This window comes from Psychrobacillus soli (assembly GCF_006861775.1).
Classification (GTDB): domain Bacteria; phylum Bacillota; class Bacilli; order Bacillales_A; family Planococcaceae; genus Psychrobacillus; species Psychrobacillus soli.
The window spans coordinates 42,404-64,867 of record NZ_VDGG01000021.1 but is presented as its reverse complement, the minus strand read 5'-3'; the positions used below and the strand labels follow the sequence as shown (position 1 = coordinate 64,867).

At 38.1% G+C, this 22,464-nt stretch carries 25 protein-coding genes and 1 riboswitch; of the genes, 12 read left to right on the top strand and 13 right to left on the bottom strand.

The features are described 5' to 3' along the window. The first annotated feature begins 635 nt into the window (after window positions 1-635). A complete protein-coding gene (locus tag FG383_RS11720) occupies window positions 636-1,829 on the top strand; it encodes an NAD(P)-dependent malic enzyme (protein WP_142607574.1) in 1,194 nt (397 codons plus the stop codon). A gap of 574 nt (window positions 1,830-2,403) precedes the next feature. Beyond that, on the top strand, window positions 2,404-2,742 hold the full coding sequence (locus FG383_RS11715) for a DUF6054 family protein (RefSeq protein WP_142607573.1): 339 nt from the start codon (window positions 2,404-2,406) through the stop codon (window positions 2,740-2,742). A gap of 46 nt (window positions 2,743-2,788) precedes the next feature. Here the strand turns inward: FG383_RS11715 and FG383_RS11710 are convergent, their stop codons facing one another. From FG383_RS11710 to FG383_RS11695, 4 genes are all read right to left on the bottom strand, one after another. Further along, on the bottom strand, window positions 2,789-3,754 hold the full coding sequence (locus tag FG383_RS11710) for a DMT family transporter (RefSeq protein WP_142607572.1): 966 nt from the start codon (window positions 3,752-3,754) through the stop codon (window positions 2,789-2,791). A gap of 12 nt (window positions 3,755-3,766) precedes the next feature. Then, on the bottom strand, window positions 3,767-4,993 hold the full coding sequence (gene pepT, locus FG383_RS11705) for a peptidase T (protein WP_142607571.1): 1,227 nt from the start codon (window positions 4,991-4,993) through the stop codon (window positions 3,767-3,769). A gap of 225 nt (window positions 4,994-5,218) precedes the next feature. Further along, window positions 5,219-5,635, bottom strand: a complete 417-nt coding sequence (locus FG383_RS11700) for an RDD family protein (RefSeq protein WP_142607570.1) — start codon at window positions 5,633-5,635, stop codon at window positions 5,219-5,221. A gap of 20 nt (window positions 5,636-5,655) precedes the next feature. After that, window positions 5,656-7,353 carry a M3 family oligoendopeptidase gene (locus FG383_RS11695; protein ID WP_142607569.1) on the bottom strand — a complete coding sequence of 566 codons (1,698 nt, stop codon included), beginning with the start codon at window positions 7,351-7,353 and terminating at the stop codon, window positions 5,656-5,658. Window positions 7,354-7,516: 163 nt separating this feature from the next. Between FG383_RS11695 and FG383_RS11690 the strand changes: the two genes are divergently transcribed. Together FG383_RS11690 and FG383_RS11685 are read left to right on the top strand one after the other, a co-directional pair. Continuing rightward, the gene (locus FG383_RS11690; RefSeq protein WP_142607568.1) at window positions 7,517-8,272 is read left to right on the top strand and encodes a DUF2087 domain-containing protein; all 756 of its coding nucleotides are present in this window, start codon (window positions 7,517-7,519) and stop codon (window positions 8,270-8,272) included. A gap of 158 nt (window positions 8,273-8,430) precedes the next feature. Next, window positions 8,431-8,781: a GIY-YIG nuclease family protein gene (locus FG383_RS11685; protein WP_142607567.1), complete on the top strand. Its 351-nt coding sequence runs from the start codon at window positions 8,431-8,433 to the stop codon at window positions 8,779-8,781. Between the two features lie 110 nt (window positions 8,782-8,891). Here FG383_RS11685 and FG383_RS11680 read toward each other — a convergent pair whose 3' ends face one another. From FG383_RS11680 to FG383_RS11660, 6 genes are all read right to left on the bottom strand, one after another. Then, a complete protein-coding gene (locus FG383_RS11680; RefSeq protein WP_342782140.1) occupies window positions 8,892-9,908 on the bottom strand; it encodes an oxidoreductase in 1,017 nt (338 codons plus the stop codon). Next, window positions 9,886-10,023: a hypothetical protein gene (locus FG383_RS21530; protein WP_342782139.1), complete on the bottom strand. Its 138-nt coding sequence runs from the start codon at window positions 10,021-10,023 to the stop codon at window positions 9,886-9,888. Before FG383_RS21530 ends, FG383_RS11680 begins: the two co-directional genes overlap by 23 nt. 55 nt (window positions 10,024-10,078) lie before the next feature. Further along, entirely contained in the window at window positions 10,079-10,621 is a 543-nt protein-coding gene (locus FG383_RS11675) for an NADPH-dependent FMN reductase (protein WP_142607566.1), read from the bottom strand. Between the two features lie 17 nt (window positions 10,622-10,638). Next, on the bottom strand, window positions 10,639-11,394 hold the full coding sequence (locus tag FG383_RS11670) for an IclR family transcriptional regulator (protein WP_142607565.1): 756 nt from the start codon (window positions 11,392-11,394) through the stop codon (window positions 10,639-10,641). 267 nt (window positions 11,395-11,661) lie between these two features. Further along, entirely contained in the window at window positions 11,662-12,249 is a 588-nt protein-coding gene (locus FG383_RS11665) for a YdcF family protein (protein WP_246096977.1), read from the bottom strand. A gap of 18 nt (window positions 12,250-12,267) precedes the next feature. Beyond that, the gene (locus FG383_RS11660; protein ID WP_142607564.1) at window positions 12,268-12,909 is read right to left on the bottom strand and encodes a glycerol-3-phosphate acyltransferase; all 642 of its coding nucleotides are present in this window, start codon (window positions 12,907-12,909) and stop codon (window positions 12,268-12,270) included. A 146-nt stretch (window positions 12,910-13,055) separates the two neighbouring features. Next, window positions 13,056-13,171: riboswitch (SAM riboswitch) on the top strand. A 114-nt stretch (window positions 13,172-13,285) separates the two neighbouring features. On the opposite strand from FG383_RS11660, the gene FG383_RS11655 reads away from it, so the two are divergent. Both FG383_RS11655 and FG383_RS11650 read left to right on the top strand, forming a co-directional pair. Further along, a complete protein-coding gene (locus FG383_RS11655; protein ID WP_142607563.1) occupies window positions 13,286-14,578 on the top strand; it encodes an O-acetylhomoserine aminocarboxypropyltransferase/cysteine synthase family protein in 1,293 nt (430 codons plus the stop codon). Between the two features lie 113 nt (window positions 14,579-14,691). Further along, window positions 14,692-15,678 (top strand): homoserine dehydrogenase, encoded by a 987-nt coding sequence (locus FG383_RS11650; RefSeq protein ID WP_142607562.1) that lies wholly within the window; start codon window positions 14,692-14,694, stop codon window positions 15,676-15,678. 301 nt (window positions 15,679-15,979) lie between these two features. Here the strand turns inward: FG383_RS11650 and FG383_RS11645 are convergent, their stop codons facing one another. Next, window positions 15,980-16,210 (bottom strand): excisionase family DNA-binding protein, encoded by a 231-nt coding sequence (locus FG383_RS11645; protein WP_142607561.1) that lies wholly within the window; start codon window positions 16,208-16,210, stop codon window positions 15,980-15,982. 96 nt (window positions 16,211-16,306) lie between these two features. On the opposite strand from FG383_RS11645, the gene FG383_RS11640 reads away from it, so the two are divergent. After that, complete coding sequence (locus FG383_RS11640) at window positions 16,307-17,191, top strand: DMT family transporter (RefSeq protein WP_185907921.1); 885 nt, start codon at window positions 16,307-16,309, stop codon at window positions 17,189-17,191. Between the two features lie 159 nt (window positions 17,192-17,350). Here the strand turns inward: FG383_RS11640 and FG383_RS11635 are convergent, their stop codons facing one another. Beyond that, complete coding sequence (locus tag FG383_RS11635; protein WP_142607559.1) at window positions 17,351-18,007, bottom strand: LytR/AlgR family response regulator transcription factor; 657 nt, start codon at window positions 18,005-18,007, stop codon at window positions 17,351-17,353. A gap of 202 nt (window positions 18,008-18,209) precedes the next feature. Between FG383_RS11635 and aceA the strand changes: the two genes are divergently transcribed. The 5 genes from aceA to FG383_RS11615 all read left to right on the top strand — a co-directional run bounded on the left by aceA (window position 18,210) and on the right by FG383_RS11615 (window position 22,017). Further along, window positions 18,210-19,493: an isocitrate lyase gene (gene aceA, locus FG383_RS11630; RefSeq protein WP_142607558.1), complete on the top strand. Its 1,284-nt coding sequence runs from the start codon at window positions 18,210-18,212 to the stop codon at window positions 19,491-19,493. Between the two features lie 30 nt (window positions 19,494-19,523). Next, window positions 19,524-21,116 carry a malate synthase A gene (gene aceB, locus FG383_RS11625; RefSeq protein WP_142607557.1) on the top strand — a complete coding sequence of 531 codons (1,593 nt, stop codon included), beginning with the start codon at window positions 19,524-19,526 and terminating at the stop codon, window positions 21,114-21,116. A 12-nt stretch (window positions 21,117-21,128) separates the two neighbouring features. Continuing rightward, entirely contained in the window at window positions 21,129-21,251 is a 123-nt protein-coding gene (locus FG383_RS21145; RefSeq protein WP_218145522.1) for a YhfH family protein, read from the top strand. A gap of 172 nt (window positions 21,252-21,423) precedes the next feature. After that, the gene (locus FG383_RS11620; RefSeq protein ID WP_142607556.1) at window positions 21,424-21,645 is read left to right on the top strand and encodes a transcriptional regulator; all 222 of its coding nucleotides are present in this window, start codon (window positions 21,424-21,426) and stop codon (window positions 21,643-21,645) included. Further along, on the top strand, window positions 21,646-22,017 hold the full coding sequence (locus FG383_RS11615) for a YolD-like family protein (protein ID WP_142607555.1): 372 nt from the start codon (window positions 21,646-21,648) through the stop codon (window positions 22,015-22,017). It begins immediately after the preceding gene. 71 nt (window positions 22,018-22,088) lie between these two features. On the opposite strand, the gene FG383_RS11610 is transcribed toward FG383_RS11615, so the two are convergent. After that, a complete protein-coding gene (locus FG383_RS11610; RefSeq protein ID WP_142607554.1) occupies window positions 22,089-22,436 on the bottom strand; it encodes an ASCH domain-containing protein in 348 nt (115 codons plus the stop codon). Between the last annotated feature and the right edge of the window lie 28 nt (window positions 22,437-22,464).

Below are 22,464 nucleotides of genomic sequence, written 5' to 3'. Positions count from 1 at the left end.
ACAAGTTTACTTGGAGTGAGACGACGATGAATACGAGGTGTCATACCAATAAATGGTTGTATGAAACGAACTTTATCCTAAGTAAATGCTCTACTTATTTGGAGAAAGCATTTTCTAATTAGCTTTACTAAATATTGCGTAGGGAATCTGATCAATTTAAAGCTCTGATAACAGTAGACGCAAAATTAGCAAGCAATTCCCATGGATTTTCGCTGCTGGGAGGCGACTCCAGTGGGATCCAGTGAGCAAAATGAGACTTCACAACGGACGCGCGCAGGCGCGGCGGTGAAGGCTCATCGCTCACCCCACGGAAAGCGTCCGCCCAGCAGCGGAAATCCCAGCGGACACTCATTTTCAACCCACTACCGCGCAGTATCTCTATACTGCGTGAACAATCCTTTACAAGGATATTTTTTATTCTTTTCATTATGCAAAATTATTTTTGAATAATTTTACATATAAATATAAACAAAGGGAATTATATGTGAACAATTTCACTAAGACTTAAGCGTTGACTTTAAAATATACAACCTTTATAATTTTCAGAATATAGCGTTGATTGGGTGTGCGCATCTGATTTTCATTATAGTAAAGGGGAGCATTTTGACAAATCTAAAGGATAGGTGAGTGAGAAGATGGATTTAAGAACACGTGCATTGAACTTGCACCGAGAGAGTAAAGGAAAATTGGAGTTAGTAGCTAAGGTCCCAATGGGAAGTATGGAGGATTTAAGTTTAGCCTATTCCCCAGGGGTAGCAGAGCCTTGTATAGAGATAAAAAATGACCCCTCCACTATTTATGAATACACAGCAAAAGGCAATTTAGTTGGGGTAGTAACAGACGGTACAGCTGTTTTAGGACTTGGGGATATTGGACCTGAAGCTGCGTTACCAGTTATGGAAGGGAAAGCAATTCTATTAAAAAGATTTGCTAATGTCGATGCCTTCCCAATTTGTTTAGATACAAAAAATGTCGATGAAATTGTCCAAATTGTAAAAGCGATAAGCCCAACATTTGGTGCGATTAATTTAGAAGATATTTCTGCACCACGTTGCTTTGAAATAGAAGATCGTCTTCGCGCAGAGCTAAATATCCCAGTATTTCACGATGATCAGCATGGAACGGCAATTGTAGTAGGTGCTGGACTTCAAAATGCAGTGAAGCTTGTGAATAAACAAATACCAGCACTAAAAGTTGTTATTAACGGTGCAGGTGCAGCAGGAATGGCTATTTTACGCATTCTTCAACAATTAGGTTATACGAATATTATTATGTGCGATTCTACAGGAATTATTTATGAAGGACGCGAAGAAGGCATGAACTCAGTTAAGGAGTCCATTGCTAGTACAACGAATCCATTTGGTTTAAAAGGAACTTTACAAGACGCAATGGAAGGTGCAGACGTATTTATTGGCGTTTCTATAGCGAATCTTTTAACGAGAGATATGATCGATTCTATGAATAGTGACCCAATCATTTTTGCTTTGGCGAATCCAAACCCTGAAGTGGCATATAATTTAGCAAAAGAGTGGGGAGTAAGGGTTATTGCAACTGGTCGCTCCGATCATCCAAACCAAGTAAATAATGTGCTAGCATTCCCGGGTATTTTTAGAGGAGCACTGGATGTTAGAGCAACTGATATCAATGAAGAAATGAAACTAGCAGCAGTCCATGCGATTGCATCTCTAATTGAGGAGCATGAAATTAGAGAGGATTATATTATTCCAGATGCATTTAATGAACAGGTTGTAGACACCGTTGCAAAAGCGGTAAGTGAAGCAGCTATTCAAACAGGGGTTTCTACTTTATATCAACCAGCGTTGAAATAAGCATAAGGAAATTTTTTAAAAAAATAAAATGGAAAATATTTGATAAAAATAACAATATTTTGTCCTCGCTTAAAGGGAAGTAAACTTGCATGCGACTAACAATAAAAACGGGCTATACCGAAGTCAAACTGGTATAGCCCGTTCTACTTTTAAATTTATTTACTTTGATTTTAGTAAAGTCGCCCTCGTATTTAATACTTTCGAATAATATCTGTGTAAAAACATTCCTAAAATAATAATGCCAAGTCCAATTCAAGCGATCGGTGTAGGAAATGAAATATGGAGACTGATCATTACCCCTCACGATCACAAATAGAATAGTAGCGAAGACACCAGAACTAACTGCTACAACTAATGAATAGAAGGAAGTCCAACTGTGAAAATCTCAAATACTACTAGAATATCAAAGCGGGAGTTTTGACTTTATTCCAATCAGCATTGAAAGAAGTGTAAGATAAAAAAGTATTCCTGGAGAAAACGTCTCTATGGAATATTTTTTGTTTTCTTCTATTCATTAGAAACCATCTTCTTTTTCAAACGTAATAGTAAGTATTAGAGGAAATGGGGGATTGGAATGGATATCCGCGATTTTTACGTTTCGTTGGCTCCGAAAGCTGCACTAGATGTTTTGCAACAACATATCGTGCAAGGAAGTATTTCAGGCACGATTATAGATGTGTACGAGCGAGCAGTAGGCGAACATCAAGTTGTGGTGTGCGTACTAGAGAAGTATTATATGCGTACAAGTAATCGGGCTTCATTAACTATTACAATTGATAATTTAGAAAACAAAACTAAAGTACATGCTGCTTCATCAGGAGCGGGATCAGGGGCTATTTTTCGGTTTGATTGGGGAGCAGGAGGAGATTTTGTAAATAGTGTAGAAAAAGCTCTTGGGGGATATATGGTGTAAAAAAAGCACATGGTTACGAGGAATATTACTCATAACCGTGTACTTTTTATTCTGTCTCTTTTGAAGTTAATGCCACTGATCTAGTATTTAAAACCTTCGTATAATAGCTGTGTAAAAACATTCCTAAAATAATAATACCAAGCCCAATTAAAGCGATCGGTGTAGGCAATGGAATATGGAGAATGATCATTTCCCCGGCGATCACAAATAGTATTTCCGTTGACTGAGTTGCTTCTACAGCTGCAAGCTTTCCTTGGTGATTGCGGACCCGATCTGTTGCCATAAAAAATAGGGTAGTAGCAACGACACCGGAACTAACTGCTACAATTAATGATTGTACGACTTGACTCATAGAAGGAAGTCCAACTGTGAAAATCGCAAATACTACTAGAATAATCCAAGCGGGAAGAGAAGCAATCGTCATTCCAAGCACGCGTTGAAAGGTATCCAGTTTACCATCTAAATGTTCCATCATTTTGCGGTTACCTAGTGGATACGCAAATGCAGCTACTATTACAGGTAATATACCTAGAAAAACAGCACTCATCGAAAGAGAATCTGTATTTGGAATTTGAATTAGAATAATACCTATTAATATAACGAGTGAGATTAATAGTGAAATGACAGGAATTTTTTGTTTAATTATACGATCTTTTATTCGCACAGAAAAAAGTGGGGCAAGTAATACGCCGGCAACAATTGTAAATTGCCACATACCGGAGATCAGCCAACCTGGTCCATATGCGGCTGCAAATGTAAGTGGTGCGTAAAACAAGACAAAGCCCACAAAACTCCATATAAGCCACGGAGCAGGAGCAGATTTTAGTTCATGAAACGTATTGGCTAACCCTTTTCGATAAGAAACAATGATAAATAGAAAAGGGAGCATGAAAAAGAAGCGGAGGGAAGAGCTCCAAAGCCAGCTTCCTCCCGATATTTCCATCGAACGATTAAGAATGAATGTTACCGCAAAAAACAAAGAGGCAAGAACCCCTAGTAATATTTCCCGCATGAATTCACCTACTTATGCTTGTTTTTCAAAAGCTTGAATAATGCCTTTTACAACTTCAGTAGATTTTTCCATAACATCTACTGAAACGTACTCATATTTACCATGATAGTTTTCGCCACCAGTAAATATGTTAGGAGTCGGCATCCCCATGTAAGAAAGCTGAGAACCATCTGTACCGCCGCGAACTGGAATAATAAGCGGTTCGATATTTTGTGCAACCATTACGTCTCTTGCTACATCTACAATTTCCATCACAGGCGTAATTTTTTCACCCATATTGTAGTATTGATCTTCTAATTTAACCGAAATAGCGCCTTCTCCGTATTCTGCTTTGATTTTTTCAGCAGTATCTAGGAACAATTGCTTTTTTGCTTCAAATTTTTCACGGTCATGATCGCGAATAATATAGCTAAGCTCTGTTTTTTCCACGTCTCCATTGAAATTCATTAGGTGGATAAATCCTTCGTAGCCTTCCGTTTTTTCAGGAACAGCATCTACTGGCATATGCGATTGGAACTTTGCTGCGATGGTAATCGAGTTCACCATTTTGTCTTTTGCCGAACCAGGATGTACACTAGTACCATTTGTCACGACATGTGCACCAGCAGCGTTGAAGCTTTCGTATTGCAATTCACCTAGAGGACCTCCGTCCATTGTATAAGCGAACTTCGCACCGAATTTTTCTACGTCAAATTTATGTGGTCCACGACCGATTTCTTCATCAGGATTAAATGCTACACGAATTTTTCCGTGTTTTACATCTGGATTTTGAACAAAATATTCCATTGCCGTCATAATAATTGCAATTCCGGCTTTATCATCCGCACCTAAAAGAGTTGTACCATCAGTAGTAAGGAGAGTATGACCAACATAGTTTGTAAGCTCCGGGAAATCCTTCACAGCCATCACAGTCGATGCATTTAACGTGATGTCTTTTCCATCATAGTTATCAATACGCTGCGGGTTCACGTTTTTCCCAGTGTAATCGGTTGCCGTATCTACATGTGCTAAAAATCCAATTGTCGGTATATCTTTATCTGTATTTGAAGGCAATGTAGCAAACAAATAGCCATTTTCATCTAGAGTGATTTCTTCTAAACCAATTTCCGCAAGTTCTTTCTCTAATAGATGTAGCAAATCCCATTGACCTTCTGTTGAAGGGCAAGTCGTACTTGCAGCATCGGATTGTGTATCTATTTTTGCATAACGAGTTAAACGCTCGACTAATGTTTCTTTCATAAGAAAAACTCCCCTTTCAAATTAAAACCCATACCATCATTTTAACAGATTCTTTCGACTTGCGGAATTATTACTGGTGCCAGGCACCCGTAATAATTCATCCAGCAAATTACAATTACAACTAAAACGACCTATTTTCTAACTAAACTCTCCATTATTCCAACAAAACCTAAGTCCCATATGAAAAGGCTACCGAAAAGGGTAAATTTTCGGTAGCCTTTATTTTCAAGCTTCTTTTTCTTCTGGCAAATCATATGTCACATACGTTCCTGCGATTAAATCGTGAATTGCGCGCTTATCTTCTCGCAGACCGACCATAAATGCACTTACTATCAACGCAATTCCTAAAGTTACGAAGTATACAAGACCTCCAACAAGAACGCGCAAGAGCATCGTTCCGTAGCCAAGTTTCGAACCATCTACTTTTGCAATTCGAATGCCTAAAATCCGCTTTCCTACTGTATATCCAGTCCATACAACCGGTACAATGATTGTGTAAAGGATATTACCAAAGCTTGTAAGGGGTGTTTCATTCCATTCACCGACAATCAAATAACTAATAAACGATAAAGGTATCCCAATGATTAAGCCATCTAAAAGACCAGCAGCAAATCTAGCCCAAAAACCAGCTGGGTTCAATATTACACTCCTTCAATCAGTTTTTATAAAGCAGCGTCATCCACACTATTTAAATACGCTTCAATTGTACCAACAACCGATTCCACACAACCTTCTTCAAATGGCGAGATTAAATTTGCTTCCTCTACTAATTTAGTGAAAGATTTCGAACCTCCAAGTTGACATAGATGTAAATAATCTTTCCATGCAGCTTCATGATCTTCTCTTGAACGCTTCCAGAACTGGAACGCACAAATTTGAGCTAATGTATAGTCGATATAATAAAACGGACTAGCATAAATATGGCCCTGACGTTGCCAAAAAGCACCCGTCTCTAAATAGCTATTTCCATCATAATCACGATGCGGCAAATAAATTTCCTCAATCTTCTTCCAAGAAGCTTTTCGCTCAGCCGGAGTCATTTCCGGATTTTCATACACACCATGCTGGAATTCATCTACCGCAACTCCATAAGGCAAGAATAGAAGACCACTGCTTAAATGTGCAAATTTATATTTATCTGTTTGCTCTTTAAAGAATAATTCCATCCAAGGCCATGTGAAAAATTCCATACTCATCGAGTGAATTTCACAAGACTCAAATGTTGGCCAAATGTACTCCGGAATCCCAATGTTGCGGCTCGTATACACTTGGAATGCGTGACCTGCTTCATGTGTTAACACATCGATATCTCCAGAAGTTCCATTGAAGTTCGAGAAAATGAATGGGGACTCGTAGTCATCGATAAACGTACAATATCCACCAGATTCTTTTCCTTTCTTCGCAACTAAATCCATCAAATCACGATCAATCATAAATTGGAAAAACTCCGCTGTTTCAGGTGAAAGCTCGTCATACATTTTCTTCCCATTTTCTACAATCCACTCTGGTGAACCTTGTGGAGTTGCATTTCCTGTTAAGAAATTTAGCGATTCATCGTAAAACTTCAGTTGATCTACACCAATGCGCTTAGCTTGGCGTTCAAATAATTTAGTAGCTAAAGGAACGATAGAATCCCGTACTTGATCGCGGAACTTTTTCACCATTTCCGCATTGTAGTCGATACGATTCATACGTACATATCCAAGTTCCACAAAGTTTTTATAACCTAATTTCGTCGCAATTTCATGACGTACTTTTACGAGTTGATCATAAATATCATCAAATTTTTCTTCATGTTCTTGGAAGAATCCGAATCTAACTTCTGTCGCTTTTTTACGTACATCTCGATCCGTCGATTCGGAGTAAGGTCCAAGCTGTGCAAGTGTTAATGTTTCTCCGTTAAATTCTACTTGTGCAGAGGCAACTAGTTTAGAATAATCGGAAGCTAGTTTGTTTTCCTTTTGCATAAGAGAAATTACTTCAGAAGAAAATGCTTTAATTTGAAAGTCTGCTAGATCAAATAGCTGACTTCCCCATTTTTCTTCTAATTCAGTTCGGAATGGGGAAGCTACAAGCGCTTTATAGTATTCCGTAACGAGTTCATCTACCTCGGGACTGATTTCATCAAAATAATCCCGTTCTTTTTGATAATATTCATCGTTTGTATCAATTGATGCTCGAATGTACACCAAGTTTGCCTGCGTCGAAAAGTCGTTGCGCAATGCATTAAGCTCTTGGATTGCCTCATTTTGCTCTTCCATAGTAGAAGCTTGCTTAAATTTTGTTAAAGCCTCATTAAACTTTACTTTGTCTTCTTCCAAATTTGGACGTTTGTACGCATAGTCTTTAAATGTAACCAATGATATTCTCCTCCTGGTCGCTTCTTCGAAATCCGAAACGTTTTCCTTTCCATTGTTCATTATTTTCTGATAAATTGCAACTGAAATTTATAATTTGATATTTTATAGATAATATTATATTATGTTTATAAAATAATAAACAATGAATGGTTGTGTTTGTGTTATGGAGATTTCGGAATTATTTTGGAACGCTGATTTAAAACAATTAAAAGCAGGTTATGTGGAAGAAAAGGAAGCTTTTATTTGCTTAGTTTGTGGTGAAAATGTAGAAAAGTGTATTATTTATCCACATGAAGAGGTTTTATTGGAATCAGAGCGATTTATGAAGCTGCATATGGAACAGGCGCATGGATCTATGTTTCAATATTTAATCGGGTTGAATAAAAAACTAACAGGGTTAACGGACCATCAAAATAGTTTACTCCGATTATTTTACGAAGGGAAAAGCGATGCAGAAATTCAAGCCGAATTAAATATAGGTAGCAGTTCCACTATAAGAAATCATCGGTTCGTATTAAAAGAAAAAGAACGCCAAGCGAAAATCTTTTTAACGATGATGGAATTATTGAAGGAAAAAGACGAACATGCACCAACATTTTTACCGGTTCATAAAAATGCGACAATGGTAGATGACAGATACAATATGACGGAAGAAGAACAACAAGAAGTGGAAAAGAAATTTTTTCTGGAAGGTACGGATGGTCCGCTAGTAAAATTCCCGAAAAAAGAGAAACAAAAATTAGCAACATTGCGCGTCATCATTAAGCGATTCGAACAAGAAAAAGTGTATAGCGAAAAAGAAATAAACGAAGTACTCAAAAATGTATATGCAGACTTCGTTACTTTAAGACGTTATTTAATCGAATATGGATTTTTAGACCGTAAAGACGACGGTAGCGAATACTGGGTGAAAAATTAATATTACTCAGCAAAAAGCCTACTAAGTAAAGTTGAAGCCTCCGACGGATGTTAGCCTAAATACGTTGTATCCATGTGACAATGGCTAATTGATCTGCATCACTACTGGGCTAAGTTTTAATTCGCCAAGGCATATTGAATAAGAGAGGATTGAGAAAAATGGAAAGAAAAAAAGAACTAAAACAAGCATACAAAGAAGTAAAAGTAGAATGCGGCATTTATATGATTACAAATAAACAAAACGGTAAAAAATTTGTTGCATCTACACGCAATTTTAAAACACTTAATGGCACAAAATTCACACTCGAAAATGGATTACATACAAATAAAGAGCTGCAAAAAGAGTGGAACGAATATGGAAAAGATTCATTTGAAATAGAGCGATTAGAAGTATTAAAAATTCCAGAAAACCAATATATGAATGAAAAGAAGGAACTAGAAAAGTTGTTAGATAAGTGGATGGAACAATTGCAGCCATACGGGGATGGTGGTTATCACAAGAGGTCCTAGGATCAAGGCCTAGAAGAAAAGCTTCAAACGCTTATCTATTGCTAATGTAGAGTTCACTTAGTGCAGAAAAAGTAGCCTAATAGGCTACTTTTTTGTATAAACAAATTCACTTACCGTTCAACGGGAAACCAACCTTCAATTTCTAAAATTAATTTCCACAGAGGCGTTGGAATAACTGCCTGATACTTGTCGTTGTGTTTTAAGTGAAAAGAAATGGTGTCCACTTCGCTTTTTTCTACTTTTTCAACCCAATGTGGATCGACAATTAGTGCTCGTCCAATTGCCACAAAGTCTGTTGCGCCTTTTTCTAACAATAGTGCTGCATCATCAGGTGTATGAACACTCCCTACACCAATTAGTGGTACACGTTTATTGATATATTCAGCAATACACTCAGTACGCGATTTTTCACTTATGATACCTCTACGTGGTTTTGCCCAAGCGTCCGTTGTTGCAATATGAAGATAATCAATATCTGCTTGGATTAATTCATCGATTAAAGAGAAGGTTTCTTTCATTGTAATACCAGGTGTTTCTGGCTCTTCTGGTGAAAAACGATAGCCGATTAAAAATGGTTTTGTTGCATATTGTTGAATTACCTTTTTTACTTCGTCAATTAGTTTTAAAGAGAATAGAGCCGTATGTTGAAATTCATCTGTTCTATAATTAGAATGTGGTGAGACAAATTGCTGGATTAAATATCCGCTCGCTCCATGTAATTCAACGCCATCAAAACCTGCTTCAATAGCTCGGCGTGTTGCTTCTCCAAAATTAGTAATAGTTTCATACACTTCTTCAGTTGTTAATGCCCTTGGAGCCTTATTAATGCTATAAAAACCACGATCTTCAAGAGGGGCAATGGAGCTAGCGCTAACTGTTTCTTCATTTGGGATGAGTCTTGGGACAGCTAAACGACCACCATGATAAAGTTGAACAATACCTTTAGCTCCACCAGAATGTATAGCCTCTGCCAATTGAGATAGCCCTTTAATTGTTCCATCATGGTCAATACCCATTTGACCGTTGAATCCCTTTCCACTTTTTGAAACGTATGCACATGCCGTTATTATTGTACCGACACCATTTGCACGTTCTCTGTAATAATCAAGCTCTTCTTGCGAATACATAGTCGTTCTCATCAGCGGAGAAGGTTGTCATTGGAGCCATCATGAGTCGATTTTTTACATGGACACCACTTTTAAATGTATAATCTTGAAATAGATTTTGATAGTTGGCTTTCATTGTAATCTCCTTTAAAAAAACACCTCTTCAAGTAAGAGAAGAGGTGTACTATTTTTTATACGTATTGTTTCATCCATTCCTGGAAGTTGGAAATGACAGCGTCTAAGAAATCGATAGTCGATTCGTCTGTTAAGTTACCTTCTGCATCAAACTTCTCATGTACTGCACCTACATATACTTCATTCATTGGTAATAATGGAGAGTTTAAGCCACTTGCAAATAGTATATCTCGTAAATGCATTTGTGCTTTAACTGATCCTAAAATACCCATTGATGAGCCCATAATAATAGAAGGTTTACCGTTCATTACTTTGTCTACTCGACTTAACCAGTCAATCGCATTCCCTAACACACCAGGAATAGTTGAATTGTATTCAGGCGTTACCCAAAGAACTGCATCCGCATCTTTAACTTTTGCTTTAAAGTCAAGGACTTCTTTTGGTGCATCCAATTCGATATCTTGGTTGTACATAGGTAAAGTAGATAAGTCTAAAATTTCTAAATCAAATTGGCTAGCATACCGTTTTTGAACATGCTTTGCCAGTTGTAAATTATATGAATCTTTTCGAATACTTCCTACGATTGCTACTACTTTCATGTGAATTCCTCCAAAGTTTAATGTATATTGACTAAAGTTTCTATTTCTTTCGTAATGGCTTTGCTTCCAATATTCAACTTCGAAACAATTTGTTTTATGTTGCTCCGAGAAATTTGTTCAGCAGGTGCCGCAATTGCTAATGCAGCAATTACTACCATATTACGAAACACAGGCACGGCTATACAACGGGTCCCAATGTTTCGCTCCTCATCATCAAAAGCAAAGCCATCTTGATGGATCGCTTTTAAATGATACCGAAATAGTTGTGAGTCTTGAAACGTATTTTTCGTTGCACGTTCAAGTGACATTTTATCGAGTAAAGACGCTAATGGTTCTTCGGCTAAATTGGCCAGGATTACTTTACCTAAAGCGGAAAGATGTAGTTTTGAACGATTTCCAATTTCCGTGTCTGCGGGTTCTTGAAATGGGGCATGTAAAATTTGCGTCATGACTAAGTCTGTGCCGTCAACTTTGCCTATATACGTACTCATCTGTAAGTTATTCGCTGCTTGATAAATGGAACGTAACGAAGTCCAATCCATTGCAGAACGTTTTTCAAAACTCTCACAAAACATTTTGTGGTTAATAAAATACTGAGTATGAATTTTATATACGTAACCCATTTCTTCTAATGTTGTTAATAAACGAAATGCTGTAGATTTACTTAAGTTATGTTTGTCCATCACTTCTCTTAAAGTAATACCTTGATGATTCTTTACCAATTCTAAAATTTGAAGTCCTTTTTTTAGTGTAGATACTTCATTCTTTGTCATTTTGCTCACCTCAGTCTTCTGCAAGTATAAATGCTTTATGTTTTAGACTCAAAATAAACAGACGGAGTTTCATTATTTGAAACTCCATGCCTAGTTTCCCAAAGAAAAGAGAGGCTGGTTATGACGTTAGTCACGACCTGCCTCTCTTTTTTAAAAGAATAAGTATAAAATTTTGTATGCTATGAACCCAGTGTTGTTGGTATTTTAAAGAATTGACTCTGCTAACTGAACCATCCCTAGCTACATTTAGACTGTATAACTAAATCATCATTTTCCTGAAATATAAGTCTTTAAAAGTGCGGCGCGCTCACGCAACCGTACCTTCGCCTCCACAACTCTCGGCGTTTCCGCAGCTACAACATCCACTTCCCAGTTTAGCTTATGCGCAAGCATTTTTGCCCGTTGCAAATGATAGTCGCTCGTAATAATTGTCACCGATTCCACATTATCCGGCAATAACTCTTGCGAAAATGACAAGTTTTCATAAGTAGAGGTTGACCGGTTTTCCAAGATGATTCTCTCTTCCGCTAACCCATTTTCCAAAAGAAAATTTTTCATGACGACAGCTTCTTCTATATCTTCATCGGCACCTTGTCCACCAGATACGACAAATTTCACATGTGGATTATTTTTTGAATACGCAAGCGCCGCTTCTAAACGATAACGTAATGCAAGTGAAGGAACATTCCCTTTTTTCACTTTTGCACCAAGCACGATAGCATATTCATTGGATCCATTTGCTTTCGGCTCAAGCCCATCCTCTAGCCATTTAGTCGTGACCATCCACAAGCCAATTCCACCGGTAGCGATAATTACTAAAGGAACAAGCATGATCCACCTCGTTTTTTTCTTCATAAGACTCACTCATTTCGTTTAAACAGACGGTTTCTTTTTCTTTAAAAACGCAGATATTCGTGGCTCTTCTTTTCGAACTAACCGACGAAAGTTTTCGATATGTAAAACAAGTGCCATGACCAACAAAAAAATTGCGACGGCAATAGGGGCAACCCCTTCAGCAAACCAAATGGAAGCAACTATAAATACGGCATAAAATACAAATACACCGATTAATAAGAAGTCCGTTAAAAAAGTCGTACCAATTAATAATAAAAGTCCAATAAGTCCAATAGGCCAATAAATAGCAAATAGAATACCAATAATAGATGCAGTCCCTTTTCCACCTTTAAAGCCAGTATAAACCGGAAAATTATGTCCTAAAATAATGGAAGCACCAGCTAGATAAAGCAATAAATCCTGTTCCACAGCAGTAAATGAGCCATACTGTTGCATAAAAAAGCGCACACCTAAAATAACGAATACACCTTTTAAAATATCAATTATTGCAACGAGGATTCCGTACTTCATTCCTAAAACGATCGCGGCATTCGAAGCTCCTGAATTTTTAAGCCCTTCTTTTTTAATATTAACGCCGCTAAGAACCTGTGCAACTTTGGACCCGTGAATTGCTCCGATTAAATAGCTAATAATTATTATACTCAATATCCAAATTACCATGACATCACCTCATCTCTTTATAAATATATACATAACATTTAACGTATGAATAATAAAGAAGTTTCAGAATTTTTCACAAAAACACTTGACGAACAGATTAATAGAATCTTATACTTTGTATCAAGATGGAAAAACTTAATCTAATACTCTTATCAAGAGTGGCGGAGGGACTAGGCCCTGCGATGCCCGGCAACCAACGAGTTCTAAACTTGGAAAGGTGCTAATTCCTACAAATTCGGTCTGAGAATTTGGAAGATAAGAGGAGGAACATGCGAAATTGCACCCCTCTTCTTAATCGAAGTGGGGTTTTTGTTTGTCCTAAAAAAAATCTGCTCCCAATGTGTCCATCTAAACTATTTTCTAGGAGGAATTCAAAATGACAAATCTTCAAAAAGAAACAGTTCTTTTGCACGGTGGTCAACAACCAGATCCGGTAACAGGTTCACGGGCAGTACCTATTCACAAAACGACTTCTTACGTTTTTCGCGATACAGAGCATGCACAAAATCTTTTTGCATTAAAAGAAACAGGTAATATTTACTCTCGTATTATGAATCCGACTGTCGATGTTTTTGAACAACGGGTGGCTCTTCTTGAAGGTGGAACGGCTGCTGTTGCACTATCTTCTGGTATGGCGGCAATTGCGTTCTCCATTTTGAATATTGCGGGAGCAGGCGACGAAATAATCGCAGCAGAAAACTTATACGGCGGTACATTTAATTTATTCGCACATACATTGCCTCGTTACGGCATTACGGTAAGATTTGTCGATTCTACTAATCCGGAAAACTTCCGTGCTGCAGTGACAGATAAAACAAAAGGTTTCTTTGCAGAAACGATCGGAAACCCAAGCTTAAATATATTAGATATAGAAAAAGTAGCAGCAATTGCAAATGAAGTAGGCGTTCCGCTTTTAATAGATAACACATTCGCTACTCCGTATGGAACGAACCCGATCAAGCACGGTGCTCATATTGTTATCCATTCTGCAACAAAATGGATTGGCGGTCACGGAACTACAATTGGTGGAATTGTTGTAGACGGAGGAAATTTTGACTGGAACTCAGACAAATTCCCAGGATTTACAGAGCCGGACGTAACATATCACGGTTTAAGATATGGAATTGATGTACCAAACGTCGCATTTGCGATTAAATTACGTGTACAGCTTTTGCGGGATTTCGGTCCTTCATTAAGTCCAGAAGCAGCATTTTCGTTTTTACAAGGGTTAGAAACACTACATCTTCGAGTTCCAAAACACAATGAAAATGCACAAATCCTTGCCGAATACTTAGTGAACCATGAAGGAGTAGAGTGGGTAAATTACTTAGGTCTTGAAGATCATCCATCTCATGAATTAGCGAAAAAATATTTACAAAACGGATTTGGTTCCATCTTAAACTTTGGAGTAAAAGGTGGAAAAGAAGCTGGTCGCCATATTATTGATAATATTGAAATTTGGTCACATGTAGCAAACGTAGGAGATGCGAAATCACTAATCATTCACCCAGCTTCTACGACACATCAACAGTTAACACCAGAAGACTTATTAAAAACAGGCGTTACAGAGGACTTAATCCGCTTATCTGTAGGGTTAGAAGCGGTAGAAGATTTGCAAAATGCTTTGGATAAAGTACTCGTAGAAAAAACAAATGTCCTCTCTAGATAGAATTTTGTTGTTTATTGAGCGGGAATAGTCTACAATAAATAAAATAGTCAATCACGAATTACTCAGAATATAAAAAAACGCTCAATTGTGCAGATTTAGTTGGAGGAGAAAGTATGGCGAAAATAAAAGCAGCAATCTTAGGTTTCGGAACAGTCGGCCAAGGGATATATAATATTGTAAACGAAAAAAGAGAAGACTTGAAAAGATCGTTAGGGTTAGACATTGAAATTAGCGCTATTCTTGTCAATAACTTAGCAAAAGATAGAATAGCAACGCCTGGTGTGCTAGTGACAGATGATTTTGAAGATATTATGAATATTCAAGGACTTCAAGTAGTCTTTGAAGCAATCGTCAATGAAGAACCAGCGTATGGCTATTTATGTCGAGCGATCGATAAAGGATGTCACGTCATTACGGCAAATAAAGTGATGTTCTCTAAATATAGTATTCCTCTACAAGAGCGTGCGAAATCACGCGGCGTATTTGTCGGGTATGAAGCAACTACAGCTGGTGGAGTTCCTGTTATTAAAACATTGAAGAATTTACTTCAAGTCAATTCAGTGAAGAAAATTCAAGGGATTTTAAATGGAACATCGAATTACATTTTAACGCAAATGCGTGTAGATGAATGCCAGTTTGAAGATGCCCTCAAGGAAGCACAGCTCTTAGGTTATGCAGAAGCAGATCCATATAATGACGTCTCTGGTCAAGATGCATTCCGTAAATTAATGATTTTAAGTGCGCTCGCTTTTGGTAAACAGCCAAACTGGAACGATGTAAAGGTAGTAGGAATTGATGAAATTTCATTAGAGGATGTTAGAAAAGCGAAGCAAGAAGGTCTTCGTTACCGCCATGTTGCAGAAATCGAACAAGATGAAAACGGAGAACTATTTGCATCAGTTGGACCGCAGCTTGTAGGCCCAGATCATCCTTTGTATGCGATAGAAGGAGTAAATAACGCTGTATCACTGGATACAAACTATATTGGAACACTAACATTAGTAGGACCAGGAGCGGGTATGTATCCTACTGCAAGTGTAATGGTAGAGGATTACGCTGAAATTATTGGAAAACGTGCTGGATTTTTTATTACGATCTAAAATCTACACAAGTAAAAAATAGGATGATCTCTACTTGTAGAGTATCATCCTATTTTTTGTTATGTCTGTAGTTTTTCGACTGTGTGAATCCAATAAATGGCTTAGGGCAACCAATCCATCATTGAAAGCAACCAGTTCTACTCGGAAAGCAACTAAATCAGCACGAGAGCAACCAATTCTTAAAAAAACAAGTTTACTTGGATTGAGGCGCTAATGAATGCGGTGTATTATCTTGGCACCAAAAATCAAAAGAGCTTTCCCACATCTGGAGAAAGCCCCTTTTCGTTTAACTATTTAAACTTTAATCTTCATCTTTCACATCAATATCATCAGGAATCGGCGTGTTTCGCCATTCATCAATTTGGCGTTTTAACTCTTCGACTTGCTCCAAATGTGTGTGGAATTGTGCACTATTAACGTAATAATCTTCACCATCGAAGATTGCACGAATCTTTTTTTCAGCAATATAGCGTTTCACTTGTTCAATAGGCATAGATAAATAATTCGCAGTTTCTTCTACTGTCATATACATGGGGAATGCCTCCTATCTATATAAGTATAAGATACGATGGTCACTATCTCAATATGTGCTATATTGAAAGTAAAACGAGAATTTTCAGGAGAGGTGATGGGTTTGTCTGTAATACCATACATTTTCGTGTTACTTGGTGCCATTTTATGGGGGACGACAGGAACGGCGCAAACGTTTTTACCAGAAAATGCACATCCTTTCGTTATTAGTGCGGGGCGATCAGCGGTTGGTGGTTTTTCTTTATTAATCGTAATGATTCTATTAAAGAAAATAAAGTTTAAAAGTTGGCCTTGGAGAGAGACAATCTATGCTGCAATCTGTATATCACTTTTCCAATTATTATTTTTTTCATCGGTTAAATTAACAGGAGTGGCTATTGCGAGTGTAGTTGCCATAGGAAGTGCTCCTGTATTTTCAGGACTAATCGAGTGGGTATTTTTAAAATTGAGACCGTCAAAAATTTGGAGAATATCGACAGCTTTTGCGTTACTAGGATGCATTTTTTTATTTATGAATAAAGGAGAAATTACGATCAATCCGATTGGCGTCATGTATTCATTAATCGCCGGGCTTGGATTTGCGATATATACGATGTCTAGTAAATCGCTTTTACAAAAAGAAGAGGCCATTCCTGTAGTCGCTATGACTTTTTCTGTGAGTGCCGTATTATTATCGCCATTTTGGTTTTTGTATGATGTTAGCTGGTTGCAAAACGTAGGAAATGTAGGGATTATTTTTTACTTAGGGGTGGCAACGACGAGTGTGGCGTATGTGTTATATGGAAGAGGGCTTCACAAAATCCCTTCTTCATCGGCATTAACGTTGTCGCTCGCAGAACCGACCACTGCTGCATTGTTAGGGGTATTTATCGTAGGAGAAATTCTGAGCGCAACGTCTTGGATTGGGATTTTATTGTTACTTGGAAGTATTGTTGTTTTAACAGTTGGTAGTAGGTCTACTAAGCAAGAAGTAGTTGTTTAATTACCAATAAGTAGGTAAGGGCAACTAATTGGCTCACGAGAGCAACTAAAAGTAACTCTAGAGCAACTAATTCACCTGCGAGAGCAACCAGATGTAAACGGAAAGCAACTAAATCGCATAATAAAAAGCTATCTTCATCTGAGATAGCTTTTTTCGCTATTAAAATCCTAAAGCACTCCTGACATCTGCTGTATACGTCTGGCTTACTGGTAGCTCCGTGCCGTCTTGGAGTAGCACAAGCAAATTAGAAGAGAAATCTCGTATGATTCGATCGATAAAAGCTACATTGACAATATAAGATCGGTGAATGCGTAAAAATGATTCTGGTAGTCGTTGTTGTAATTCTTTCAGCGGAATACTCGTTTTGTAAGGCTCTTTATCTGCGTAAAACCATGTTTTTTTCTGAAGGCTCTCCATATATGCAATTTTCTCAATTGGTATTGGTCGCCATTCTTCTTCTAATTTCCCTGTTAAGAAACGATAGGGAGTTGGATTTATAACCGGTTGTTTTGAAGGCAGTATAACAATAAGAGCTCCAGTTTCTTCTAAAATATTGATAGGATAGGCGATTCCATAATAAGGTTCGCTTAGAATGAAATCCTCTACTATCCCCTCTGTTCTACAACAGGTCTGCATAGCTATTTCAGTAATGCTCCCTTCTTTCACTTTTTGCCCATTCTCTAGCCGCAGATTTTGTTTTTTGGCATCACAATAAATGTACTCATCCCTTACAGCGATAGCGATAGAAGCTTCTTTGGGAATCCAATCCTCCAACATGGCGATATATGGTAATAGTTCATCCTTCGATATTTCCATCCATTCCCCTCCATTATAAGAATTCCTCGTTCATCGGCCTTATTTCCATTTCATCCTCTAAAAACAGTTGTTTATCTGAAAAACCATGCAAAATTCTGAATATTGTTATATAGTAGATTACAAGAAAACAAACTGTTATGGAACAGTGCAAAAGTAATATTTTTAACTGTTTCATACATTAAATGAGGAGAGGATGATGAATATGTTAACAAGACAACAACAAGTAGAACAATTACGTGCAGAGTGGGATCAAGAGAATCGTTGGAAAGGGATTGAACGCCCTTACTCACCAGAAGAAGTGATTAAACTTCGCGGCTCCTTACAAATTGAACATACGCTAGCTCGCAAAGGTGCGGAGCGTTTATGGAATTCGCTTCATAAGGAAGATTTTGTTAATGCGCTTGGAGCTCTAACAGGAAATCAAGCAGTACAACAAGTAAAAGCAGGACTTCAAGCGATTTACTTAAGTGGTTGGCAAGTTGCGGCAGACGCTAACTTGTCAGGTCAAATGTATCCAGACCAAAGCCTTTACCCCGCAAACAGTGTACCAGCAGTTGTAAAACGTATTAACCAAGCATTACAACGTGCAGATCAAATTGACCAAGCGGAAGGAAGAGAAGATCATTTCGATTGGTTCGCACCAATTATTGCAGATGCAGAAGCTGGTTTTGGCGGTCCGCTAAACGTATTTGAGCTAATGAAAGGCATGATTGAGGCAGGGGCAGCAGGTGTTCACTTAGAAGACCAGTTAGCTTCTGAAAAGAAATGTGGTCATCTTGGTGGTAAAGTACTGCTTCCCACACAAAATGCGATTCGCAATTTAATCGCTGCTCGCCTAGCAGCAGATGTGTCCGGTGTTCCAACTGTATTAATCGCCCGTACAGATGCGGATGCGGCAGATATGGTAACAAGTGATATCGATCCACGAGACGCAGAATTTATTACAGGAGAAAGAACGCCAGAAGGATTTTTCCGAACAAAACCAGGTATCGAGCAGGCGATCGCACGAGGTTTAGCATATGCACCTTATGCAGATCTTATCTGGTGTGAAACGTCGCACCCGAGCCTAGACGAAGCAAAACAATTCGCCGATGCGATTCATGCGCAATTTCCTGGGAAATTACTCGCATATAACTGTTCACCTTCCTTCAACTGGAAAGCAAACTTAGATGATGAAACAATTGCAAAATACCAAGTGGAGTTAGGGAAAATGGGCTACAAATTCCAATTCGTAACGCTTGCAGGATTCCATGCATTAAACCACAGTATGTTCGAACTAGCGCATGACTACAAAACAAATGGAATGGCAGCTTACTCTAAGCTTCAACAAGCAGAGTTCGCAAACGAAGAAAAGGGTTACACAGCGACGAAGCATCAGCGTGAAGTAGGTACTGGATACTTCGATGACATTTCACAAGTAATTTCTGGAGGAACTTCGTCTACGACAGCGATGAAAGGTTCTACAGAAGTAGCACAATTTATATAATCAATCATGGGGATGGGAGGTTATTAATAAATGAAACAAACCACTGCTAAAAACATTGAAATAGTTGGAAAAGAAACAACAGCAAGTAGAGAAATTCTAACAGCAGAAGCACTAGACTTCATAGCATCGATTCACCGCTTGTTTAATGAAAGAAGAAAAGAACTTCTAGAAACTAGACAAGAACGTCAAAGGCAACTTGATAATGGCGGAACATTAGACTTTTTAAAAGAAACGAAAGCCATTCGAGAAGGGGACTGGACAATTGCTCCACTTCCGAAAGACCTTCAGGACCGCCGAGTTGAAATTACAGGTCCTGTCAATCGCAAAATGGTCATTAATGCGTTAAACTCTGGTGCCAAAACATTTATGGCTTGCTTTGAAGATGCCACTTCACCTACTTGGGAAAATATGATTGAAGGTCAAATGAACATGCGAGACGCTGTTCGAAAAGCGATTTCTTTTAAGCAAGATAACGGGAAGGAGTATCGTTTAAAGGAAGAAACTGCTGTACTAATGATTCGTCCAAGGGGCTTACATTTGCTTGAAAAGAATGTACTCATTGATGGAGAACAGATTGCAGGTAGCTTCTTCGATTTCGGATTATACTTTTTCCATAATGTGAAGGAATTGCTAGCTCGCGGAACCGGTCCTTACTTTTATTTGCCAAAGCTAGAAAGTCATTTAGAAGCACGATTATGGAATGACATTTTCCTATTTGCACAAAAGCAGTTAGGTGTTCCGAATGGAACGATTAAAGCAACTGTATTAATCGAAACCATTATGGCAGCATTCGAAATGGATGAAATATTATATGAGTTGCGAGATCATTCGGCTGGGCTGAACTGTGGGCGTTGGGATTATATTTTCAGTTATATTAAACGTCTTCGCAATCAACCAGATGTCATTTTACCGGATCGTGGTCAAGTAACGATGACATCACCATTTATGCGTGCGTATACGCAACTTTGCATTCAAACTTGTCATCGTAGAAATGCCCCAGCAATTGGTGGGATGGCAGCACAAATTCCGATTAAAGGTGACGAAGCGGCGAATGAAGCGGCATTTGCAAAAGTGCGAGAAGACAAACGAAGAGAAGCAACCGATGGGCATGATGGAACGTGGGTAGCACATCCGGGTCTAGTCTCTGTAGCTTTAGGTGAATTTAATGAGCATATGCCTACGCCTAATCAGATTCATCGGAAACGAGAAGATGTGAAGGTGGCAGCAAGGAACTTATTGGAAGTCCCTCAAGGCTCCATTACAGAAGATGGTTTACGTTTAAATTGTAGTGTAGGGGTTCAATATATTGCTTCATGGTTACGCGGAAACGGAGCAGCACCGATCAATCATTTAATGGAAGATGCTGCTACTGCTGAAATTTCGCGGACACAAGTATGGCAATGGATTCGCCATCCAGAAGGGAAACTAGAAGATGGCCGTAAAGTTACGGAAAGTTTAGTACGAGAAACATTGCGAGAAGAACTAGAGAAGCTAGAAAAAACATTTGGCAACGAAAACTATGCAAATGGTCGTTACAACGAAGCAGCTGAGCTTTTCCTTTCCTTAATAAGTGAACAAGATTTTGTTGAATTTCTCACGTTGCCAGGCTATGAAAAATTATAGGAGGTGATTTGCATGAAAACAACTACTCAAGAAGTAAATACAAAGCATTGTCGTGAATGCGGATGTGAGATTCATGAGAAAGTAGAATCATCCCTTTACGAATGTGAACGTTGCATCGGCATGAACGAAGAATAAGTCAAAATGAAAGCCCTATCCTTCTTGTACAAGAAGGATGGGGTTTTTAGGGTTTAGGAAACGATAAAGTTTATGATAGGTAAAATAAAATAAAATAAAATGAAATTAGCAGTATTTTCTTGTTGTAAAAAGAACATATGTTTCATATACTAAACGAAAAGGGGGAACATTTGTGCGTGATTTGTTAGAGAAATATTTCATCCGAGGACAGAATATTGAATTAATATACCTATCTAAATCGAATGAAATTAGTAAGAGAAGAGTTAAAATATTGAACGTACAAGAAAACTCTTTTCAAGTGTATTGCTTTAAAAGGAAGGCAAAACGAACATTTCTACTAATGAACGTATTAGCAATCGCTCCTGTTAGTCAAAAAGAAAGCAAGGTGATCTAGGTGGATAGTTTGGATGAAGCGATGGATAGACTAGATTTATCGAAAGTACGGGATCGAGGAAGTAAAAAATGGGTTGCGATGATGCTGCCAGAACACGTCAAACTTCTTAGAGAATACATGGAAGAACAAAAGAAGGCTCCTCGCCCTGTACTAGATGAATGGGATTTAGATATCATTCAAGAAAATATTCAACTAGCGATGAAACGAAATGTAGAAGTTGAAATAAAAACATGGAGAAACGGAGCGTTTTATATTCACTTAGGGAAGGTAACTTGGGTGGATATAAATAGAAGAACTATTGAAATGGAAGACGTTCTTACATCATTCACATTGCAACTAGATGAAATCGTGGATGTAACGATTTTGTTATAACAAAAAGATGCAAAATAAACCACCGACCAAAAAGTGGCAGGTGGTTTTATTGTGCGGAAAAATTTCCGAAATTAAGCTTTTACTGGACTAAATTCATGAACCCATACAGTCATATGAGGCAACCAAGGCATACCCGGATGATAAGACAAAATAGATTGTTTATAGTCTTCTACCGATTCAAAGCCTTCTTGTTGTGCATGCGCATCAGTCAAATCGCCGAGCGGTTGAATATACACATCATCAATAACAAAAGACTGGCCATTAAGTTCCATCATTTCCCCAATATCTGCATAACGTCCGTTGCGTCGGGTAGCAGTTTTTTTCCCCTGTAATACTAGTTCTATATCGGATTCCTTCGTGATTAATCGTTCAATTGAACAAGTTTTGGGAGGTAAATTTGTTTTTTCATTATTTGTCATGTGAAGCCCACCTTGTTAAATAATTTTA